Source organism: Streptomyces sp. NPDC087270 (assembly GCF_044744625.1).
Lineage (GTDB): Bacteria > Actinomycetota > Actinomycetes > Streptomycetales > Streptomycetaceae > Actinacidiphila.
The window spans coordinates 23,952-43,814 of the sequence record NZ_JBIUYR010000008.1; the positions used below are offsets into that span (position 1 = coordinate 23,952).

Consider the following 19,863-nt stretch of genomic DNA (forward strand, 5'->3'; position numbering starts at 1 on the left):
CGCCCCTCCGCGCGGACCGAGCCGCCCCATGCCATCAGGCCCGGCACCCACCGGGTCCCTCGACCAACCCCTCCCCACCGCCAGGCGATTGGATACCCGTGTCCATACCCGCAGCCCCACCGTCACCACGCCTTCGCACTCCCGTGCGAAGGGGCGCCCTCGCCGTGCTCGCGCTCGCCGCCGCGCTCCCCTTCACCTCGGGCCAGGCGCTGGCCGCACCCGCCGGCTCCGCCCCCCAGCCACCGCCCCTCACCGTCCACGTCTCCCCGGACACCGGCCGGGACACCGGCTCCGGCAGCGCCGCGCACCCCTTCCGTACCCTCGAACACGCCCGTGACTACGTGCGCACTGTCAACCACGACATGCGCGGCGACATCCACGTCGAACTGGCCTCCGGCACCTACCGCCTGTCGAAGACCTTCGCCCTCACCCCGCAGGACTCCGGCAGCAACGGCCACCGCATCGTCTACGAGGCCGCGCCCGGCGCCCACCCCGTGATCAGCGGCGGCAGCCAGGTCACCGGCTGGACCCTCGCCGACCCCGCCCACCACGTGTACAAGGCGCACGTCGGCGACATCGACACCCGCCAGCTCTACGTCGACGGCGAGTTGGAGACGCGCGCCCGCAGCGCCGACAACCCGGCCGGCTTCACCAAGACCGCGACCGGCTACACCATCACCGACACCGCTCTGGACGCGTACAAGAACCAGTCGGACATGGAGGTCGTCAGCCGCTGGGGCTGGATGCTCATGCGCTGCCCCGTGCAGTCCATCTCGGGCACCACCATGACCGTCCAGCAGCCCTGCTTCCACAACGCCAACCTGCACCAGGGCGAGGAGATCCAGAACCCCACCTGGCTGGAGAACGCCCGCGAACTGCTGGACACGCCCGGCGAGTGGTACCTCGACAAGAGCCAGGGCGAGCTCTACTACCTGCCCAAGCCCGGCCAGGACCTGAAGACCGCCGACGTGACGGTGCCGCGCGTGCAGGACCTGGTCGACCTGAACGGGACCGCCGCCCACCCGGTGAGCGACGTCTCCTTCCAGGGCATCACCTTCGCCGACTCCACCTGGCTGGCGCCGAGTTCGGACGACGGCCTGGTCGAGGGCCAGGCGGGCTTCCGTATCACCGGTGACGACAACCCCGACTTCGACTCCACCCGCCTGAAGTGGGTGAAGACCCCCGGTGCGGTCAACGTCAGCCACGGCCACCGGATCGGGTTCCAGGGCGACACGTTCACCCGCCTCGGCGCGGTCGGCCTCAACCTCAACACCGGTACCCAGGGCACCGACGTCACCGGCAACGTCTTCAAGGAGATCGCCGGCACCGGCATCCAGGTCGGCGGTGTCGAGGTGGTCGACGCCCATCCCACCGACCCGCGCGACATCACCAAGGACAACACGGTCGACAACAACGTGGTCACCAACGTCGCGGACCAGTACGGCGGTTCGCTCGGGATCTTCGCCGGCTACACCGACCACACCGTGATCACCCACAACAAGGTCTACGACCTTCCCTACAGCGGCATCTCCGTCGGCTGGGGCTGGGGCCTGACCGACCCGGGCGGGGACACCAACTACCCCGGAAACTCCGGCGTTCCGATCTGGGACACTCCCACCACCAGCCGCGACACCGTCGTCACCGACAACGTGATCAGCGACATCATGAAGTCGCAGGCCGACGGCGGCGCCATCTACACCCTCAGCGCCGACCCTGGCGGCGTGGTCTCCGGGAACTACATCAACGGCACCACGCCCACCGCCTACGGCGCCATCTACCAGGACGAGGGCAGCCGTTACTGGCACACCACGGACAACGCCCTGTGCGACGTGGCCTTCCAGTGGCTCTTCCTCAACCACGGCATGGACATCACCGCGGAGCGCAACTTCACCTCCCAGCCGGCGATGAACACCCAGGCCAACAGCACCGGCGACACGATCACCGGCAACACGACGGTGGACTCCTGCGAGCAACTGCCCGCCTCCATCGTCGACAACGCCGGCCTGCAACCGGCCTACCGGCACCTCGACCCCGGTCCGGCCGTCACCGACCACACCGCGCCCACCGCCCCCGGCCGGCCCGCCGCGGTCACCGACTTCCCGACCGTCGCCGACCTGACCTGGCCGGCCGCCACCGACGACACCGGCGTCACCGGCTACGCGATCCGGCAGGGCGGCACCGTGGTCAGCGCCTCCACGGGCACCTCGGTACGCCTCGCCGGTCTCACCGCCGGCGCCACGTACACCTTCACCGTCACCGCCCGCGACGCGGCCGGCAACGAGTCGGCGCCCGGCAAGCCGCTGACCGTCACGATGCCCGCCGGCGGCGACCTCGCCCTGCACCGGCCGGTCACCGTCAGCTCCTTCTCCGACCCGAACACCCCCGAACTGGCCGTCGACGGCGACCTGTCCACCCGGTGGGCGCAGGGCCTCGGGCTGCCCGACCCGTCCTGGATCGAGGTGGACCTCGGCGCGCAGTACGACGTGACCGGCGTCATCACCACCTTCGAGAAGGCGAACGGCTACCAGTACCGCGTCGAGGTCTCCACGGACGGCACCGACTGGACCACCCTCGACGACCACACCGCCACCGCCACCACCCAGCAGACCGCCTACTCGCCCGCCGCCACCCCCACCCGCGGCCGCTACGTCCGGCTCACCGTCACCGGCTCGAACTACAACGGCGGCAGCATCTACGAACTCCAGGTCTACGGCTGGTCCTAAGGCGCCCGCCCGCTCCGGCCGCACGGACCACGGCGCCCTCTCCTCTCACCGGCGCCCTCTCACAGAAACGACACACGCACGGATGAAGATCACTCATGTCGAAGTCCACCGGATCGACGTTCCGGCGGCGGACCCGCCCTTCTCCTGGCGGCACGGCCTCAGCGGCAGCGCGCCGGTCGGCGACGGGGCGGTCCTGCACATCGGCACCGACGAAGGCGCCGAGGGCGTGGCGCTCTTCGCCCGGCCGGGTGCCGCCAACACGCTCACGGACCTGGTGGACCGGGTCTTCCGGGAGGAACTGCTCGGCGCCGACCCCTTCCGCCGTGAATGGCTGTGGCACCGGGTGTGGGAGCTCGACCGCATCCACGAACTGCCGCTGCCCACCCTCGGATTGATCGACACCGCCCTGTGGGACCTGGCCGGCCGGGTCAGCGGGCAGCCCGTGTGGCAACTGCTCGGCGGCTTCCGCGAGTCCATCCCCGCCTACGCCTCCACCTCCACCTTCGACACGACCCGGGAGTTCCTCGACGTCGCCGACCAGTGCCTGGCGCTGGGCTACCGCGGCATCAAGCTGCACGCCTGGGGCGACGCCCGCCGGGACGCCGCGCTGTGCCAGGCGCTGCGCGCCCACGTCGGGCCGGACGTCCCCTTGATGTACGACGGCTCGGCGGGCTTCGACCTGCCCGACGCCATCCGCCTCGGCAGGGCCCTCGCCGAGGCCGACTACCTCTGGTACGAGGAGCCGATGCGCGAGTTCAGCGTCAGCGCGTACCGGCAGCTCGCCGAGTGCGTCGACGTACCGCTGCTCGTCGCGGAGACCTCCGACGGCGCCCACATGAACTCCGCCGACTTCATCCGGGCCGGCGCCGCCACCTTCGGGGTGCGGGCCGGCACCACCCTGCGCGGCGGCATCACCGGCGCGATGCGCACCGCGCACCTCGCCGACGCCTTCCGGCTGCGCGCGGAGGTGCACGGCTCCGACATCCCCAACCACCACCTGTGCATGGCCATTTCCAACACCACCTACTACGAGTCCCTGGTGACCGCCACGCAGGTCGTACGGGAACGCCACGTGGACGACCAGGGACTGGTGCACGCCCCCACCGGGCCCGGCATCGCCCTCCCGCTCGACTTCGGCTACGGCAGCGCGCTCACCCGCTTCGTCGAGCAGCCCCGCTGACCGCCCCGCCGGCAGCGGCACCACCAGCGCTCCTGACTCCACCAGCGCTCCCGACTCCACCAGCACTCCCGACACCACCCTCACCCGCAGCAAGAAAGGCACCACGATGAAGACGACGCTGTCTTCCGGTTCCGCGAGAACCACCCCGCGCCGGTCGGCGGTACGCACCGCCGTCGCCGCGGTCGCCCTGGCAGCGGCCACCGCCCTGGTGGCCGGATGCGGCGCCAGCGCCGACACCACCAAGGACGCCGGCACGGCCGCCGGGCACGCGGCGTTCACACCGGCCGCGCAGAAGGCCGGCTCCCCGATCACGGTGTGGGCCGACGCCACCCGCCTGCCGTCCGTGCAGGCGTACCAGAAGGCCCACCCGGACGTGAAGATGAAGGTCGTCACGTACGACGGCGGCGCCGACGGCTCCAGCTACCTGCAGACGAAGGTCGAGCTGTTCGACCGTACCGGCAGCGGCTGGCCCGATGTCGTCTTCGGCTCGCCGACCGACGTCACCTGGGCGTCGGCCCCCACCAAGCCCGGCGCCATCCCCTTCGCCGCCCCGCTGGACCAGAAGCTGGTGCCCGCGAGCACCCTGGACGGCTTCGCGAAGGGGTCGCTGGCGCCCTGCCAGTTCGACGGGCACACCTACTGCCTGCGCAACGACATCGCCCAGGTCGTGCTCTGGTACAACAAGACCCTGATGGACAAGTGGGGTTACACCGTCCCCACCACCTGGGCGCAGTACGAGGCGCTCGGCGAGAAGGTCGCCAAGGAGCACCCCGGCTACCTCGTCGGCTCGGTCGGCGACACCAACTCCCAGGAGTCCTACCTCTGGTCCAGCCAGTGCCCGGCCTTCGACCTGGTGAAGCCCGACACCCTGCGGGTGGACCTGAAGGACCCGAAGTGCACCCGGATGTCCACCCTGCTCGACAAGCTGATCTCCGCCAAGGCGGTCAGCACCCAGGGCTTCTTCAGCCAGGGCTTCGCCAAGGACAGCGGGTCCAAGGTGCTGATGGCGTACGGGCCGTCCTGGTACGGCCAGTACCTGTTCAAGACCGCCTTCCACACCCCCGCCAAGCAGATGGCCGCCGCGGCGCCGCTGACCTGGCCGGGGGAGACCACCGCGGCCACCGGCAACGTCGGCGGCGGGGTGTGGATGGTCTCCGGACACAGCAAGAACCTCAAGGCGTCCACCGACCTCGCCACCTGGCTGACCACGTCCGACGAGAACCAGGCGTCCGCCCCGACCTATCCCGCCTACACCAAGGCGGCCACCGCGTGGCTGGCCAACCCCGCCAACCGCGACTACTTCGCCGCCGACGTCAGCGCGCCGTTCCAGCAGGCCGCGAACGAGGTATGGACCGGTTGGTCGAACACCAGGTTCTCCGACGCCACCGCCTGGTCCAGCGTGGTCCTGCCGGCGCTGACCGCGGGCAAGTCCCTCACCGCCACGCTGCCCGCCTGGCAGAGCGCCATCAGCAACGAGGCGAAGAGCGACGGATACCAGGTGACCACCGGATGACGCTGCTGGACACCCGGCGCGTCACCGCTCCGGTCCGCCGACGCGGCCCCGCGCCGCGCCGGCGGACCGGCGGGGCCGCCGGCCGGCTCTTCGTCGCCGGCTACACGCTGCTGCTGCTCGCCTTCGGCGTCTTCCCCACCTGTTACGCCTTCTACCTCGCGTTCACCAACGACGCGGGCCAGTTCACCGGCATCAACCAGTTCACCAAGGTCGCCCGCGACTACCGCTTCGGCCCCGCCTTCACCCACGTGCTGGTCTACCTCGTGCTGTGGCTGGCCGTCCTGGTGGTGCTCACCGTGCTGACCGCGGTGGTGCTGCGCAGCCGGGTCCGCCCCGGCCTGTCCGCGCTGCTGCGCTTCCTGTACTACATCCCGGGCGCCCTGGCCGGCGTGGCGAGCGTGCTGGTCTGGCTGTTCATGCTCGACCCCGACGTCAGCCCGGTCTCCTGGCTGCTGAAATCCCTCGGCCTGGGCAGCTTCGCGGCCGTGCTCGCCCCCGGCAACCTGCCGGTGATCTTCCTGCTGATCGCCTTCTGGACCGGCGCCGGCGGCTGGATGGTGGTGATGTACGGGGCCCTGAACAACATCTCCGACGAGGTGCTGGAGGCCGCCCGGATGGACGGCGCCGGGCCCTGGCGGATCGCCTGGCACATCCAGATCCCGATGATCCGGCAGTGGATCGCCTACATGACGATCCTCGCCTTCGCCGGCGGCACCCAGCTGTTCGTCGAGCCGCAGCTGCTGCAGACCGCCAGCCTCGGCCGGGTCAGCCCCACCTGGTCGCCGAACCAGCTCGCCTACGTCTACGCCTTCCAGAAGGGCGACTTCAACGGCGCCGCGGCCATCTCGGTCTTCCTGCTCGCCCTCGGCCTGCTCTGCGCCGGCGTGCTGGTGGCCCGTACGAACATGTTCACCTCGGAAGAGAAATGACGCCATGACAGAAGCCACGACGGACGTGGCGACACCCGCCACGACACACGCCACCAGGGGCGCCGCGCGGCGGTCCGCCCTCGCCCCCGCCCCGCGCGCCGCCGGATGGCGCACCGCGCCCTCGCGGGCCGTCTCGGTCCTGGTCATCGGTGTGCTGCTCGCCGCGCTGCTGGTCTTCTTCGTGCTGCCGGTGGTGTGGCTGCTGCTGGCCCCGACCAAGACCGCCGGCCAGATCACCCACGACAACCCGCTCTCGTTCGGCTCGCTGCACCAGGTCGGCGCCGCCTGGCGGCACCTGTACGACTTCCAGGACCACGTGCTGCTGGTGTGGCTGCGCAACTCCGCGGTCTACTCGCTCGGTTCACTGGTGCTCACCCTGCTCACCAGCCTGCCGGCCGGCTACGCGCTGGCGCTGACCCGCTTCCGCGGCCGCAAGACGCTGCTCCTCGCCACCCTGGTGACGATGATCATGCCGTCGGCGACGCTGGTGCTGCCGATCTTCCTGGAGCTGAACCGCTTCCACCTGATCGGCACCATCTGGTCGGTGATCCTGCCCTTCTCGTTCTACCCGTTCGGCGTGTACCTGGTGTACATCTACTTCGCCACCAGCCTGCCGCGCGACCTGCTGTCCGCCGCCCGGATCGACGGCTGCTCGGAGTGGCAGCTGTTCTCCCGGATCGCGCTGCCGCTGGCCAAGCCGGTGGTCGGCCTGGTGGCGTTCTTCAGCTTCGTCGGCAACTGGAACAACTTCTTCCTGCCGTACCTGGTACTGCCCAGCAGCGACCAGTTCCCGATCCAGGTGGGGCTCAACCAACTGCTCACCTCCACACCGTCGTTCAACCCGGTCGCCGGTGCCGGGCTGAACATCACCATCCCGGAGCTGGCGCTGGCGATCATCGTCGCCATCCTTCCGGTGCTCGTGCTCTTCCTGTTCTCCCAGCGCACCCTGGTCTCGGGGATGCTGGCCGGCGCCACCAAGGAGTGACCTCGGCGGGCGGCGGACCGGGCGAACGGGCCCGCGGGGGCTACGGCGCCACGTCGACCACGGTGCCGCTGATCCGGGCCCGCTCCGCCGCCCACACCACGCGGTGGCCGGCCAGGCTGGTGGCGGCGTCGGACCGCAGCAGCTCCGCGTCGCCGGTCGCGACGGCCGCGAGGAAGGCGTCCATCAGCGCCTCGTCGCCGCCGCCGTGCCCGTCGGCGGCGGACGCGCCCGCCTCGGCCCCGACCTCGACCGTCTCGTCCGCGCCGGTGAGGAAGTCCACCCGGCGGATGCTCCGGCCGTCGCCGTCGAGGAAGCCGCGGGTGCCCATCAGCCGGGTCCTGCGGTGCTCCATCGGCGTGAACGCGCTCATCGTGAACGAGCAGGTGGCGCCGTCGTCGAACTCCATCGACACCACCTGGTGGTCCACCACGTCGTTGTCGCAGGCGTACACGCAGCGGCCGTACGGCCCGGTGCGCAGCGCCGCCAGCACCCCGGCCTCGGTGTGGTCGTCGGTGACCGCCGACAGCGGCCAGAACCGGCTGTCCGCGTCGGCGAGGCAGTCCAGGTACAGCCGCTTCGCGGAGTACGGGCAGGTGGACTCCAGCGGGCAGTCCAGGCACCGCCCGGCGGCGTCCTTCGGGGCGTCCTCGGCACGGAAGTGGGTCAGGCTGCCGAAGGAGCCGACCCGCCGCGGCGCCCGGCCGAACAGGTGCAGCAGCCAGTCGATGTCGTGGCAGGACTTGGTGAGCAGCATCGGCGCGGAGGTGCCGGAGTTACGCCAGTTGCCGCGGACGAAGGAGTGCGCCTGGTGCCACCAGCCGACCGGCTCCAGGTGCTGCACGCTCACCAGCCGGCCGATCGTCCCGTCGTCCAGCATCCCCTTGAGCGCACGGGTGTAGGGGGTGTAGCGCAGCACGTGGCAGACGGCCAGCATGATCTTGTTGCGCTCGGCCGCCGCCGTGATCACCTCGGCCTCGGCCTCCTCGGTGGCCATCGGCTTCTCCAGCAGGATGTGGTAGCCCTGGTCGGCCAGCGCCACGGTGGGGCCGCTGTGCTGCCGGTCCTGGGTGGCCACGATGGCGGCGTCGGCGAGCGGTCCGGCCGCGGCCAGTTCGGTCCAGTCGGTGTACACGCGGTCGGCCGGGACCGCGAACTCGCGCGCCGCGGCGGCACGTCGCCCGGGGTCGGGCTCGGCCACCGCCACCACCCGGCCCTCGCCGGTGTCATGGGCACGGCGCGCGTACGACAGGCCGCGCAGCCCGGCGCCGACGAGAGCTAGAGTCACCCGAGGCATGGGGTCCTTTCCCGTACTTACGAAGGAGTCCCTCATTATTAGGTGTGTGGCAACCGATCTCAAGGGGGCCTGGTGACCGACGCTGCGCCGGGCGGCGACCTGTCCCAGCTCCGGCGGCTCAACTCGCTCGCGCTGATCGGCGTGTTGCGCGAGGAGCCGGGGCTGACGCTGACCGAAATCTCCCGCCGGACCGGGCTGTCCCGGGCCTCCACCGAGGACGTGGTCCGCGAACTGCTGGAGCGCGGCTGGCTGGCCGACGTGCCGGCCGCGGCCGGCGCCGTGGGCCGGCCGGCCCGCCGGTACCGGTTCCGGGCCGACGCCGGCCGCGTGCTGGGCGTGGACATCGGCGGCCACAAGATCCTCGCCCTGGTCGCGGACCTGGACGGCACGGTGCTGCACAGCGGCCGGATCGCCGTCGCGCCCGCGATGGGCCGCAAGCAGCGGCTGGCGGCCCTGGACCGCGCGGTGGCCGACGCGCTGGCCGGGGCGGGGGTGGCCGCCGACGGGATCTGGGCGGTGGGCGCGGCCACCACCGGGCTGGTGGACGGCGCGGGCCGGGTGATGCTCTCCGAGGCGCTGCCGGAGTGGACCGGGGTGGACGTGGCCGGGCACCTGGGCCGGCGGGTGGGCGGCCCGGTCCTGGTGGAGAACGACAGCAAGCTCGCGGCGCTCGCCGAGTCCTGGCGCGGCGCGGCCCGCTACGCCAAGGACGTGGTGCTCATCCTGGCGGGCCTGCGCACCGGCGCGGGCCTGATCATCGACGGCAAGCTGCACCGCGGCTTCGGCAACGCCGCGGGCGAGATCGGCGCGCTGCCCGCGTCGGGGTGGATCAGGGCCCAGGAGCACCTGAAGTCCTGGCCGGCCGCCGAGCCCGCGGGCGACATGGACGCGGCGGCGGAGGCGGTCTTCGAGGCCGCGCGGGCCGGCGACCGCAAGGCGGCGGCGGTGGTACGCCGCTACGTCCGCGACGTCGCCGTCGGCGCGGCGGCCCTGGTGCTGACCCTGGACCCCGAACTCGTGGTGATCGGGGGCGGGTTCTCACGATCCGCCGACCTGATCGCCGAGCCGCTGCGGCGCGAGCTGGACCGCTGGTGCATCCGCACGCCCGAGGTGCGGGTGTCGGAGTTCGGCGACGAGGGGGTGGCGCTGGGCGCGCTGCGCCTCGCGCTCGACCACGTGGACCGCGAACTGCGGGAGAGCGCCGACCTCGGCGGTCCCGAGCGCTTCGCGCGGGGGCCGGGCGGGGCGGGTCGGGGCGGCGGCGGCCGGGGCGACGGGGGCCGCTGACCTGGTGGTACGGTGCGGCGCCGGGTGGCGGAAACGCTTCCGCGACGCCGCCCGTAGCCGTGCCCGCGCGGCACGCGGCAGGCCCGGAACGCGGCACGCGGCAGGCCCGGAACGCGGCGCGCGAGGAGGGTCGGCACGCGGCGGCAACAACTTCGTAACCGCCCCGGGTATTGACTTAATTTCCCTGGACTCCATGATTAGGCGAACTCGATGCCCTTGCTGGCCGGTCGGCGCGGAGGGCTTCTCGACTGTCGGGAGGACATGGGATGCGGAACTCGGTGCGGTGGCCTGCGATGGCGTTGGGGGTGGTCCTGGCCGCCTCTGCCTGCTCGTCGGGCGGAAGTGGTTCGGCGTCCTCCGACGGCAAGGTCACGCTGTCCTACGGGGTGTGGGACGCCACCCAGAAGTCGGCGATGGAGCAGCTCGGGAAGGCGTTCACCAAGACCCACCCGAACATCTCGATCAAGGTCGAGCTGACCCCGTGGGCCGACTACTGGACCAAGCTGAAGGCCGCGGCGACCGGCGGTGCCGCTCCTGACGTGTTCTGGATGAACGGCCCCAACTTCCAGCTGTACGCGTCCAACGGCGTGATCCGCCAGCTGGACGACGACATCGCCAAGGACAAGGTGCCGCTGTCGGCCTACCCGAAGCAGCTGGTGGACCTCTACACCTACCAGGGCAAGCACTACGGCCTGCCGAAGGACATGGACACCGTCGGCGTCTGGTACAACAAGTCGCTCTTCGACGCCGCCAAGGTGCCCTACCCCAAGGCCGGTTGGACCTGGAGCGACTTCCAGCAGGCCGCCGCGAAGCTGACCGACAGCAGCAAGGGCCAGTACGGCACCGACGCGGAGCTGACCAGCTTCCAGGAGTACCAGTACAACACCATCGCCCAGGCCGGCGGCCACGTCATCTCCGCCGACGGCAAGAAGTCCGGCTACGACGACCCGAAGACGATCGAGGGCCTGCGCTTCTGGACCGACCTGATCGCGAAGAAGGAGTCGCCCGACCTCAAGACGATGACCGACACCGCGCCGCTCCAGCTCTTCGAGGCCGGCAAGATCGCCATGTACTGGGGCGGTTCGTGGGACGCGACGGAGTTCGGCGGCAACAGCTACACCAAGACGCACGTGGACGTCGCCCCGCTGCCCAAGGGCGTCAAGCAGGCCACCGTCATCCACGGCGTCGCCAACGTCGTCTCGGCCAAGACCCACCACGCCGACCAGGCATGGCAGTTCGTGAAGTTCCTCGGCTCCAAGCAGGCCGCGGACATCTTCGGCGCCAAGGGCACCATGCCCGCCTACAACGGCACCCAGGGCGCCTGGATCGCCGCGCACCCGCAGTTCAAGCTCCAGACCTTCCTGGACGAACTCCCGTACGCCGTGCCCTTCCCCGTCTCCAAGGACACCGCGGCCTGGAACGAGGAGGAGCTGACCTACCTGACCAAGGTGTGGAACGGCGACGAGTCGCTCGACAAGGCGGCCAAGGAACTCGCCGCGGCGATGAACGCCTCGCTCGCCAAGGAGTGACATGACGATCACCTCCACCCCGGGCGCCGCCCGCACCGAGCCGCCGCCGCCCGACGGCCGCCGCCCGGGCCTGGCCCGCCGCCGCCCGCGCCGCGACCGGGTCGTCGAGGCGCTGTGGGGATACGCGTTCATCGCCCCGATCGGCCTCGGCCTCGCGGTGTTCTACCTGTGGCCGGTCGTGCAGACCGCGTACTTCTCCTTCACCGCCTGGGGCGCCTTCGGCGGCCACACCTGGAGCGGCCTGGACAACTACCACCGGATGCTGCACGACCACGAGTTCGGCCAGGCGATGGTCAACACCCTTGCGTACACCGGGCTCGGACTGGTCTCCATCCCGCTGGCGATCGTCTTCGCCGCCCTGCTCAACCGGCCCGGCCTGCGCGGCATCGGCGTCTACCGCACGCTGTTCTTCCTACCGGTGGTCACCATGCCGGTGGCCATCGCCATGGTCTGGCGGTGGCTCTACAACGGCGACTACGGGCTGGTGAACTACCTGCTCTCGCTGGTCGGCGTCGACGGCCCCAACTGGATCGCCGACCCGCGGGTGGCGCTGTACGCGCTGGTCGCGGTCGGCGTGTGGAGCAGCATCGGCTACAACCTGGTGATCTTCCTCGCCGGCATGCAGGCGATCCCGAAGGAGTACTACGAGGCCGCGGAGATCGACGGCGCGGGCCCTGTACGGCAGTTCTTCTCGGTCACCATCCCGCTGCTGTCGCCCACCGCGTTCTTCGTGTCGGTGATCTCGGTGATCGGGTCGCTGCAACTGTTCGACCTGGTCTACGTGATGGCCGGCTCCGGCGACGCCGCCCGCGCCAACCCCGCCTTCCCGCGCCTGGAGACCGTCGTGCAGCTCTTCTACGACCGGGCGTTCGTCACCAACGACCGCGGCTACGCGGCCGCGATCGTCATGGTGCTGCTGCTGGTCATCATCGCCCTGACGGCCCTTCAGTTCCGGATGCAGAAAAGGTGGGTGCACTATGGCTGAGGCCCGTTCCCGGCGCACGGGTTCGCACTTCGGCGTCCACACCGTGCTGATCGCCGCCTCGCTGGTGATGGTCGGGCCGTTCGTGTGGGAGGCCGTCACCTCGCTGAAGTCGCTCACCGACGCCACCCATGTGCCGCCGTCGCCGCTGCCCGGCAGCCAGTGGTCGAACTACCGCAAGGTCTTCGACCTGCTGCCGTTCGGCCACCAGTTCCTCAACACGCTGCTGATGGCGCTGGGCCGCACCCTCGGCCAGGTCGTGCTGTGCCCGATGGCCGCCTACGCCTTCGCGCGGCTGCGCTTCCCCGGCCGCGGCGTGCTGTTCGGGCTGTTCCTGTCGGTGCTGATGGTGCCGCCGCAGCTGTTCATCATCCCGCAGTACCAGATCATGTCCGACCTCGGCTGGCTCAACAGCCTCCAGGCGCTGATCCTGCCCGGCATGTTCAGCGCGTTCGGCGTCTTCCTGCTGCGGCAGTCGTTCCTGGCGCTGCCCAGGGAGTTGGAGGAGGCCGCGCGGATCGACGGCGCCGGGCCGTTTCGGATCTACTGGTCGGTGATGCTGCCGCTGGTGCGCCCCGGTCTGGTCGCGCTCGGCGTCCTCGCCCTGCTGTGGAGCTGGAACGACCTGTTCTGGCCGCTGGTGGTGAACACCGACCCCGACAAGATGACCCTCTCGGCCGGACTCGCCTCCCTCCAGGGCCAGTTCCAGACCGACTACCCCGTGCTGATGGCCGGCTCTTTGCTCGCGTCGCTGCCGGTCATCGTGGTGTTCGCCTTCCTGCAACGGCAGTTCGTGCAGGGCATCGCGCACACCGGAGTCAAGGGCTGACCGGCCCGCTCCGCCACCCCACCCCCCACCGTGAAAGGGGCACACGTGTTCTCATCCCACCGATCGACCCACCGATCGACCTCCCACCTCCCGGCGGCCGGCTCCGGCCGGACCGCCGGGCGGGCACGGGCGGCCGTGCTCACCGCGGCGGCCACCGCGCTCGCGCTCACCGCGCTGGGCACGGCGGGCGCCCCGGCGAACGCCGCCGCCGGCGTCCAACACGTCGCCGTACCCGCCTACTTCAACCCCTCGGACGCGGCCGGCGCCGGCTACTGGAACCAGATCGACCAGGCAGGACCCGGCGTCGGCATCGCCGTCGCCAACCCCTCCAACGGCCCCGGCAGCGCCGCCGACAGCGGCTACGCCCAGGCCGTACGGTCGGCCACCAATTCCGGCACCAAGGTGATCGGCTACGTGGACACCGGCTACTTCGGCACCACCGGCCGCACCACCCGCGACGGGCAGACCACCGTCGCCGCCTGGACCGCGCAGATCCAGGCGGACGTCGCGAACTGGTACTCCTGGTACGGCTCCTCGGGCCTGGCCGGGATCTTCTTCGACGACGCCCTGAACGACTGCGGCACCAACAACGCGCACGTGAACCTCTACTCGGGGATCAACACCACCACCAAGCAGGCGCACCCCGGCGCCCTCACCGTCGACAACCCCGGCGCACCCGCCGACCAGTGCTACTCCTCGGCCGCCGACATCCTGGTGATGTTCGAGGGCAGCTACGCCACCTACGCCTCCTGGACCCCGCCCGCCTGGGAGCTGAACGCCACCGACCCCGGCAAGTTCTGGCACCTGGTCTACGCCACCCCCACCCAGGCCGACCTTGACACCACCGTCTCGCTGAGCAAGCAGCGCAACGCCGGCTACCTCTACGCCACCCCCGACGACCTGCCCAACCCCTGGGACACGCTGCCCACCGGCAGCTACTGGTCCGAGGAGCTGAGCGGGACCGCCGGCGCCAGCTGACCGAAAGGCCGCGCACCGCGGGGAGTTGCCTCCCCGCGGTGCGCGGCCGGTGCGGTGCGCGGCTCGTCAGGCCGGGCGCATCAGCTGCCGAGCACCGCCCGCAGGCCCGGCTGGAGCAACTCCCCGTGCGCGCGCACCATGTCGTCGCACAGCTGCCAGATCTTCTCCACCGGCAGCGCCGCCGCCGTCGCCGGGTCGGCCATCGCCGCGTGCCGGATGTGCCGCGGATCGTCCTCGACCGCCGCCCGCACCACCAGGTCGTTCATGCTCAGGTAGGAGCGGTTCAGCGCCGCGCACTGCGGCGGCAGCGCCCCGACCCGGGTCGGCTGCACACCCAACGCGTCGACCAGGCACGGCACTTCGACGGTGCCGTGGGCGGGCAGGTTGTCGATCAGGCCGCGGTTGGTCACGTTGCCGTAGACCGTGCGGGGCGTGCCCGTCACGATGCTGTGCACGATCTGCGGCGCGTACTCCATCGTGCCGGCCACCGGCAGCGGGGTGCCGGCCGCGAGCGAGTCGCGGGTCTTCTCGTACTCCGCCACGTTGTCGGCCACGATGTCCAGGTAGGTGCCGATCGGCAGCCGCAGCCGCTCCACCTCGCTCGCGTGGCCGAGGTACCACGGCACGTACTCCGAGGAGTGCTCGCTGGTCTCGGTCGGGTAGTAGCCCAGCCGCCGGTACATGTCCACGCGCACCCGGCGGCGCAGTTGCGGGTCCCGCTCGATCAGCGCGTCGAGCCGCGGGTACACGCTCTCGCCCTGGTGCTCGAAACGCAGCACCCACGCCTGGTGGTTGACGCCGGCGGCTTGGTAGCGGACCTCCTCGAACGGCACCTCCAGCAGCTCGCACAGGTCGTGCATCGTCCAGTACACCGAGTGGCACAGGCCGACCACCCGGGTCAGCCCGGTCGCCTCGGCGAGGTACTGGACGTTCATCGCCATCGGGTTGGTGTAGTTCAGCAGCCACGCGTCCGGGCACACCTCCGCGATGTCCTGCCCGAGCGCCTTGAGCAGCGGGAAGGTGCGCAGCGCGCGGAAGATGCCGCCGACGCCCAGGGTGTCGCCGATGGTCTGGCGCACCCCGTAGCGGGCCGGCACCTCGAAGTCGGTGCGGGTCGACTCGCCCATCCCGACCTGCACGATGTTCACCACGAAGTCGGCGCCGGCGAGCGCCTCCCGGCGGTCGGCGTGCGCGGTGATCCGCGGCCCGGCGCCCAGGTGCGCGGCGATGTGCCGGGCCGCGCCCTCCGCGGTCGCCAGCCGCTCCGCGTCGATGTCGTGCAGCGCGATGTGCACGCCCTTCAGCTCCTCGAAGGCGAACAGGTCGGCGAGCAGCCCCTGGGTGAACACGACGCTCCCGGCGCCGATGAACGCGATCTTGGCAGTGGTGGTGGTCACGTGCTCTCTCCGTGGTTCTGCCCCGGGTCCGGGGCGGTGGTGCGGGACGCGGCCAGCGCCTCGTCCCAGGTGGGCTGTGCGCCGGTGCCGCCGTACGCGCGGGTGGACAGCGCGCCGCAGGCCGCGGCGAGGGCGAGCGCGCCTTCGAGGGGCAGGCCGGCCAGCATCCCGGCGACGAACCCCGCGTCGAAGCTGTCGCCCGCGCCGACGGTGTCCAGCGGCGTCACCGGCACCGCGGGCGTACGCAGCAGGGCCGTGCCGTCGTGCGCGAGCGCTCCGTCGGCGCCGTCCTTCACGACGACGGTCGGGCCCTGGCCGGCCAGCGCCGCGGCCGCCCGCTCCAGGTCGGCCGCGCCCGAAAGCGCCCGCGCCTCCTGGGCGTTGGGCAGCAGGTAGTCGGTGACCGGCAAGGCGGCCGCGAGGCCCGCCGGGTCCCACCGCCCCTCCGGGTCGTCGTTGGTGTCGAGCGAGGTGGTCGCGCCGTGCCCGCGGGCGGTACGGAACAGGTCCGGCAGCGCCGCGGCGAGCTTCGGCATCAGGAAGTACGAAGCGGCGTGCACATGGCGGCAGTCGGCGAGCAGCGCGGCCGGCACGTCGTCGCCGGTGGTGGCGGCCAGCGTGCCGGGCGCGGTGAGGATGGCCCGGTCGCCGCCCTGCTCGCCCGGCCCCGCGGCCCGGTTGAGGACCGCGGTCAGCGGCGACGGCAGGCCGGGGTCCTCCCGCAGCGCGTGGGTGTCCACCCCCCGGGCGGCGAGCGCGGCGCGGACGTACGCGCCGGTGTCGTCGGCGCCGATCCGCCCGGCGAAGGCGACCTTCAAGCCGAGCCGGGCCGCGCCGCAGGCCATGATGGCCGCCGAGCCGCCCAGCGTGAGCAGCCCGGTGGAGACCAGTTGCTCGCGCTGCCCGAAGGCGAGCGGCCCGGTCAGCGGGCCGACCACGACATCGGGGTTGACGTCCCCGACCACCAGCAGGTCGAACGTGGGTGGCATCGGATCAGCCCTTCAGGCCGCTGGAAGTGATGGACTGGATGAACGACTTCTGCGCGCCCAGGAAGGCGAGCAGCACCGGCAGCACCGTGACGACGTTCCCCGCCATCACCGCCGACCACTTGGTGTGGTGCTGCCCCTGGAAGGTGGTCAGCCCCAACTGGAGCGTGTAGTGCACGTCGTGGTTGATCGCGATCAGCGGCCAGGTCAGGTCGTTCCAGGTGCTGAGGAAGGTCAGCACCGCGACCGTGCTCAGCGCCGGCCGGGACAGCGGCAGCACCACCGACCACAGCACCCGCAGCCGCGAGCAGCCGTCGATCCAGGCCGCCTCCTCCAGCTCCCTGGGCAGCGACAGGAAGAACTGCCGCAGCAGGAACACCGCGAACGGCGTGACCAGCGACGGCACGATCAGCGCGCCGAGCGAGTCGATCAGCCCGAGCCGCTTCATCACCAGGAACGTCGGGATCATCGTCAGCTGGAACGGGATGGCCATCGTGGCCAGCATCGTCACCAGCAGAATCCGCGACCCGGCGAACCGCATCCGCGCGAAGGCGTACCCGCCCAGCGCGCCGAAGACCAGGTTCGAGGCGACCGCGGACACCGACACGATCAGCGAGTTGGCGAACCAGCGCGGGAACATCGCGTTGCCCAGCACGTAGCGGTAGCCACTCAGGTCGATGTGCGAGGGCCACAGCGCCGGCGGGAAGCGGTTGATCTCCGCGTCGCTCATCACCGAACTCAGCAGCAGCCACACCAGCGGTATCGCGAACAGCAGCGCCAGCGGGGCCAGTGCCAGGTGCCAGGCGCTGAACGGCAGCAGCCGGCGGGCCCGGCCGCCGGGCGGGGCGGCGGACGGCGTGTCCGAGTCGGGGACGGCACGCGCGGGCGCCGAGGTCGCGGTCATCGGGTGGCTCCTTCCAGGCGGTCCGTGCCGCGGCGGCGCAGCAACCGGGTTCCCGCCGCGAGCACGAGCAGGGCCACCGCCAGGACGTACGCGGCCGCCGCCCCGTATCCGGCGGTGAAGTTCTGGAAGGCCATCTCCCAGATGAAGTAGACGATCACCGTCGTCGAGCCGAGCGGGCCGCCCTTGGTGGTGACGTACACCAGGTCGAAGACCTGCAAGGACTCGATCACCTGCCACACCAGCAGGAAGACGTTCACCGGGGTGAGCGTCGGCAGCACCACGTGCCGCAGCAGGTGGCGCCGGCCGGCGCCGTCCAGCCGGCCCGCCTCCAGCAGCTCCGGCGGCACGTCCTGCAACGCGGCGAGGTAGACCACCAGGCAGAAGCCGGTGCCGCTCCACAGCGAGATCGCCACCAGGACGTACAGCGCCTGCCCGGGGTCGGTGAGGAAGCCCTGCGCGGGGATGTGCAGCGCGTGCAGCACCGAGTTGGCCGCGCCGAACTCCGGGTCGAGGATGAAGGAGAACAGCACGCCCTGCGCGGTCGCCGAGATGACGAACGGCACGAAGATCAGCGTCCGGTACAGGCCGACCAGCCTGATCCTGCGGTTCAGCGCGAGCGCCAGCACCAGCCCGAGGGCCATGCTCAGCGGCACGTACAGCGCCGTGTAGATGAGCGTGTTGCGCACCGCCTGGCGGAAGTTCGGGTCCTGGGTCAGCGCGTGGTAGTTCTGCAGCCCGACCCAGCGGCTGGGCGTGACCAGGTCGTCGGCCTGGAAGGACAGCAGCAGCGACCAGATCACCGGCAGGACGCTCAGGCCGAGGATGACCAGCACCGAGGGCATGACGAACGCCCACGCGGCGGTCGACTCCGAGCGCCGCCGGCGGCGTCGGGCCCGCCGCAGCTCGGCGTCGGTCGGGGCGCCGGCGGGCAGGGTGAGCGGGGTGGGAAGGCGAGGCATGGGTCCTCCTCAGCGCGGGATGAGCAGAGCGGCGTTGGACTGGCGGGCACAGTCGTGCATCGCCTTCGCCGGGGTGGCGCGGCCGAGCAGCACGCTGACGATCGCCTGGCCGAGCGCTGCGGAGATCTGCGGGTAGGCGGCGTGGTTGGGGCGGACCCGGGCGGTCTCCAGGGCCTTGGTGAAGACCGTGAGCGCCGCGATCTTGTGGGACTGCGCGATCCACTGCGGTGTCGCCTCGGTGGCCCGGCTCAGCGGCAGGCTGCCGGTCCTGATGCCCCAGCGCACGTCCTGTGCGGGCTGGATCAGCCAGGACACGAAGGTACGGGCGGCGGCCACCCGGGCGGAGCCGTTGTCGAACAGCGTCCAGGTGTCGGGTCCGGCGATGGTGATGGGCTTGCGGCTGTAGCTGGGCAGCGGCACCACCTGGTAGTCGATCTTCGCCTGGATGATGTCGGGCAGCGCCCAGGGGCCGGCGACGACCATGCCCATCCGGCCGGAGTTGTAGACCTGGTACATCTGCTCGCTGCCGGGCTTCGGGTCGACGTAGACACTGCGGTCCTTGGCGAGCGCGGCGACGGTCTCCAGGGCCTTGACCCCGCTGTCGGCGAAGCCGATGCTGTGCCCGTCCGAGGCGACCACCTCGCCGCCCAGGTCCCAGACCATCGGCCACAGCCGCCAGACCGTGTCCTCGTCGCCCACGCCCGGCCAGCCGGTGCCGAACACCCCCGCGCCGGTGTCGCTGAGAGCCTTCGCGGTCTCGGTGAACTCCTGCCAGGTCCAGCCCGGTCGCGGCAGTGCCAGGCCCTTCGCCGCGAACAGCTTCTTGTTGCAGATCACGGCGAGCGAGTCCAGCACGGCGGGCGCGGCGCGCACCCGGCCGTTGACGGTGACGGCGTCGCGGGACGCCGGCCAGAACCGGTTCCACGGTGTCGGCCCGTTCCGCACGGTCGCGGTGAGGTCCACGACCTTCGGGCTGCGCGCGACGCTGGCCAGGTCGGAGCCGAAGATGTAGGCGATGTCCGGATACGAGCCGGACGCCAGGGCCGCGGTGACCTTCTGGAGCATCGAGTCGGACAGCACGCCGCCGCCCGGATCGACCCTGATCGTCGGGTGGGTCCGGTTGAACTCGGCGACGAGCCCCTCGATCGCGGCTCTGCCGACGTCGGTCTGACCGTGCCACAGCTCGACGGTCACCCGGCCGTCCTTGCCGACGCCGTCACCGTCGCCCGCACCGCACGCGGACAGCAGCGGCCCCGCGGCGGCCACCGCGGCGCTGCCGCGCAGCAGGGTGCGGCGCGAGGGCCGGTCGCGCCCGGACGGCGGTTGTGGCCCGGTCATCGGGACCTCCTGGGAGACGGACAAGGCAGAGGCATGGGACACCACCGGAT

Annotated in this window: 16 protein-coding genes; 10 read left to right on the top strand and 6 right to left on the bottom strand. The window is 71.4% G+C overall.

What is annotated here, in order from left to right; genetic code table 11:
• The first annotated feature begins 362 nt into the window (after window positions 1-362).
• The 5 genes from ACIPAE_RS17465 to ACIPAE_RS17485 all read left to right on the top strand — a co-directional run bounded on the left by ACIPAE_RS17465 (window position 363) and on the right by ACIPAE_RS17485 (window position 7,330).
• The gene (locus ACIPAE_RS17465; RefSeq protein WP_402446480.1) at window positions 363-2,723 is read left to right on the top strand and encodes a discoidin domain-containing protein; all 2,361 of its coding nucleotides are present in this window, start codon (window positions 363-365) and stop codon (window positions 2,721-2,723) included.
• 82 nt (window positions 2,724-2,805) lie between these two features.
• Window positions 2,806-3,903 (top strand): enolase C-terminal domain-like protein, encoded by a 1,098-nt coding sequence (locus ACIPAE_RS17470; RefSeq protein WP_402445971.1) that lies wholly within the window; start codon window positions 2,806-2,808, stop codon window positions 3,901-3,903.
• Window positions 3,904-4,009: 106 nt separating this feature from the next.
• Entirely contained in the window at window positions 4,010-5,416 is a 1,407-nt protein-coding gene (locus ACIPAE_RS17475; protein WP_402445974.1) for an ABC transporter substrate-binding protein, read from the top strand.
• Window positions 5,413-6,345 carry a sugar ABC transporter permease gene (locus ACIPAE_RS17480; protein ID WP_329361613.1) on the top strand — a complete coding sequence of 311 codons (933 nt, stop codon included), beginning with the start codon at window positions 5,413-5,415 and terminating at the stop codon, window positions 6,343-6,345. The genes ACIPAE_RS17475 and ACIPAE_RS17480 overlap by 4 nt, the downstream gene beginning before the upstream one ends.
• Before the next feature lie 4 nt (window positions 6,346-6,349).
• Window positions 6,350-7,330, top strand: a complete 981-nt coding sequence (locus ACIPAE_RS17485) for a carbohydrate ABC transporter permease (protein WP_402445977.1) — start codon at window positions 6,350-6,352, stop codon at window positions 7,328-7,330.
• 40 nt (window positions 7,331-7,370) lie between these two features.
• Here ACIPAE_RS17485 and ACIPAE_RS17490 read toward each other — a convergent pair whose 3' ends face one another.
• A complete protein-coding gene (locus ACIPAE_RS17490; protein ID WP_402445980.1) occupies window positions 7,371-8,624 on the bottom strand; it encodes a Gfo/Idh/MocA family protein in 1,254 nt (417 codons plus the stop codon).
• 72 nt (window positions 8,625-8,696) lie between these two features.
• On the opposite strand from ACIPAE_RS17490, the gene ACIPAE_RS17495 reads away from it, so the two are divergent.
• The 5 genes from ACIPAE_RS17495 to ACIPAE_RS17515 all read left to right on the top strand — a co-directional run bounded on the left by ACIPAE_RS17495 (window position 8,697) and on the right by ACIPAE_RS17515 (window position 14,229).
• Window positions 8,697-9,911 (top strand): ROK family transcriptional regulator, encoded by a 1,215-nt coding sequence (locus ACIPAE_RS17495; protein WP_329361608.1) that lies wholly within the window; start codon window positions 8,697-8,699, stop codon window positions 9,909-9,911.
• A gap of 293 nt (window positions 9,912-10,204) precedes the next feature.
• On the top strand, window positions 10,205-11,440 hold the full coding sequence (locus ACIPAE_RS17500; RefSeq protein WP_402445984.1) for an ABC transporter substrate-binding protein: 1,236 nt from the start codon (window positions 10,205-10,207) through the stop codon (window positions 11,438-11,440).
• Between the two features lies 1 nt (window position 11,441).
• Window positions 11,442-12,425: a sugar ABC transporter permease gene (locus tag ACIPAE_RS17505; RefSeq protein WP_366413681.1), complete on the top strand. Its 984-nt coding sequence runs from the start codon at window positions 11,442-11,444 to the stop codon at window positions 12,423-12,425.
• Window positions 12,418-13,251 carry a carbohydrate ABC transporter permease gene (locus ACIPAE_RS17510; protein WP_328473148.1) on the top strand — a complete coding sequence of 278 codons (834 nt, stop codon included), beginning with the start codon at window positions 12,418-12,420 and terminating at the stop codon, window positions 13,249-13,251. The genes ACIPAE_RS17505 and ACIPAE_RS17510 overlap by 8 nt, the downstream gene beginning before the upstream one ends.
• A gap of 45 nt (window positions 13,252-13,296) precedes the next feature.
• Entirely contained in the window at window positions 13,297-14,229 is a 933-nt protein-coding gene (locus ACIPAE_RS17515; protein ID WP_402445987.1) for a spherulation-specific family 4 protein, read from the top strand.
• 80 nt (window positions 14,230-14,309) lie between these two features.
• Here the strand turns inward: ACIPAE_RS17515 and ACIPAE_RS17520 are convergent, their stop codons facing one another.
• From ACIPAE_RS17520 to ACIPAE_RS17540, 5 genes are read right to left on the bottom strand one after another with little or no spacing between them, the layout of a single operon-like run.
• Window positions 14,310-15,626, bottom strand: a complete 1,317-nt coding sequence (locus ACIPAE_RS17520; protein WP_328473152.1) for an alpha-glucosidase/alpha-galactosidase — start codon at window positions 15,624-15,626, stop codon at window positions 14,310-14,312.
• Window positions 15,623-16,615 carry a carbohydrate kinase family protein gene (locus ACIPAE_RS17525; RefSeq protein WP_402445990.1) on the bottom strand — a complete coding sequence of 331 codons (993 nt, stop codon included), beginning with the start codon at window positions 16,613-16,615 and terminating at the stop codon, window positions 15,623-15,625. The genes ACIPAE_RS17520 and ACIPAE_RS17525 overlap by 4 nt, the downstream gene beginning before the upstream one ends.
• A gap of 4 nt (window positions 16,616-16,619) precedes the next feature.
• Window positions 16,620-17,516 (bottom strand): carbohydrate ABC transporter permease, encoded by an 897-nt coding sequence (locus ACIPAE_RS17530; protein ID WP_329361597.1) that lies wholly within the window; start codon window positions 17,514-17,516, stop codon window positions 16,620-16,622.
• On the bottom strand, window positions 17,513-18,475 hold the full coding sequence (locus tag ACIPAE_RS17535) for a sugar ABC transporter permease (protein ID WP_329361595.1): 963 nt from the start codon (window positions 18,473-18,475) through the stop codon (window positions 17,513-17,515). The genes ACIPAE_RS17530 and ACIPAE_RS17535 overlap by 4 nt, the downstream gene beginning before the upstream one ends.
• A gap of 9 nt (window positions 18,476-18,484) precedes the next feature.
• Window positions 18,485-19,813 (bottom strand): ABC transporter substrate-binding protein, encoded by a 1,329-nt coding sequence (locus ACIPAE_RS17540; protein WP_402445993.1) that lies wholly within the window; start codon window positions 19,811-19,813, stop codon window positions 18,485-18,487.
• Window positions 19,814-19,863 lie beyond the last annotated feature (50 nt).

What these genes read in the sequence shown, in the direction of transcription:
- ACIPAE_RS17480 (WP_329361613.1), top strand. Translation starts at nt 5,413, where the DNA reads ATGACGCTGCTGGACACCCGGCGCGTCACCGCTCCGGTCCGCCGACGC.
- ACIPAE_RS17475 (WP_402445974.1), top strand. Translation starts at nt 4,010, where the DNA reads ATGAAGACGACGCTGTCTTCCGGTTCCGCGAGAACCACCCCGCGCCGG.
- ACIPAE_RS17470 (WP_402445971.1), top strand. Translation starts at nt 2,806, where the DNA reads ATGAAGATCACTCATGTCGAAGTCCACCGGATCGACGTTCCGGCGGCG.
- ACIPAE_RS17510 (WP_328473148.1), top strand. Translation starts at nt 12,418, where the DNA reads ATGGCTGAGGCCCGTTCCCGGCGCACGGGTTCGCACTTCGGCGTCCAC.
- ACIPAE_RS17505 (WP_366413681.1), top strand. Translation starts at nt 11,442, where the DNA reads ATGACGATCACCTCCACCCCGGGCGCCGCCCGCACCGAGCCGCCGCCG.
- ACIPAE_RS17490 (WP_402445980.1), bottom strand. Translation starts at nt 8,624, where the DNA reads ATGCCTCGGGTGACTCTAGCTCTCGTCGGCGCCGGGCTGCGCGGCCTG.
- ACIPAE_RS17540 (WP_402445993.1), bottom strand. Translation starts at nt 19,813, where the DNA reads ATGACCGGGCCACAACCGCCGTCCGGGCGCGACCGGCCCTCGCGCCGC.
- ACIPAE_RS17500 (WP_402445984.1), top strand. Translation starts at nt 10,205, where the DNA reads ATGGCGTTGGGGGTGGTCCTGGCCGCCTCTGCCTGCTCGTCGGGCGGA.
- ACIPAE_RS17485 (WP_402445977.1), top strand. Translation starts at nt 6,350, where the DNA reads ATGACAGAAGCCACGACGGACGTGGCGACACCCGCCACGACACACGCC.
- ACIPAE_RS17535 (WP_329361595.1), bottom strand. Translation starts at nt 18,475, where the DNA reads ATGCCTCGCCTTCCCACCCCGCTCACCCTGCCCGCCGGCGCCCCGACC.
- ACIPAE_RS17465 (WP_402446480.1), top strand. Translation starts at nt 363, where the DNA reads ATGCGCGGCGACATCCACGTCGAACTGGCCTCCGGCACCTACCGCCTG.
- ACIPAE_RS17525 (WP_402445990.1), bottom strand. Translation starts at nt 16,615, where the DNA reads ATGCCACCCACGTTCGACCTGCTGGTGGTCGGGGACGTCAACCCCGAT.
- ACIPAE_RS17530 (WP_329361597.1), bottom strand. Translation starts at nt 17,516, where the DNA reads ATGACCGCGACCTCGGCGCCCGCGCGTGCCGTCCCCGACTCGGACACG.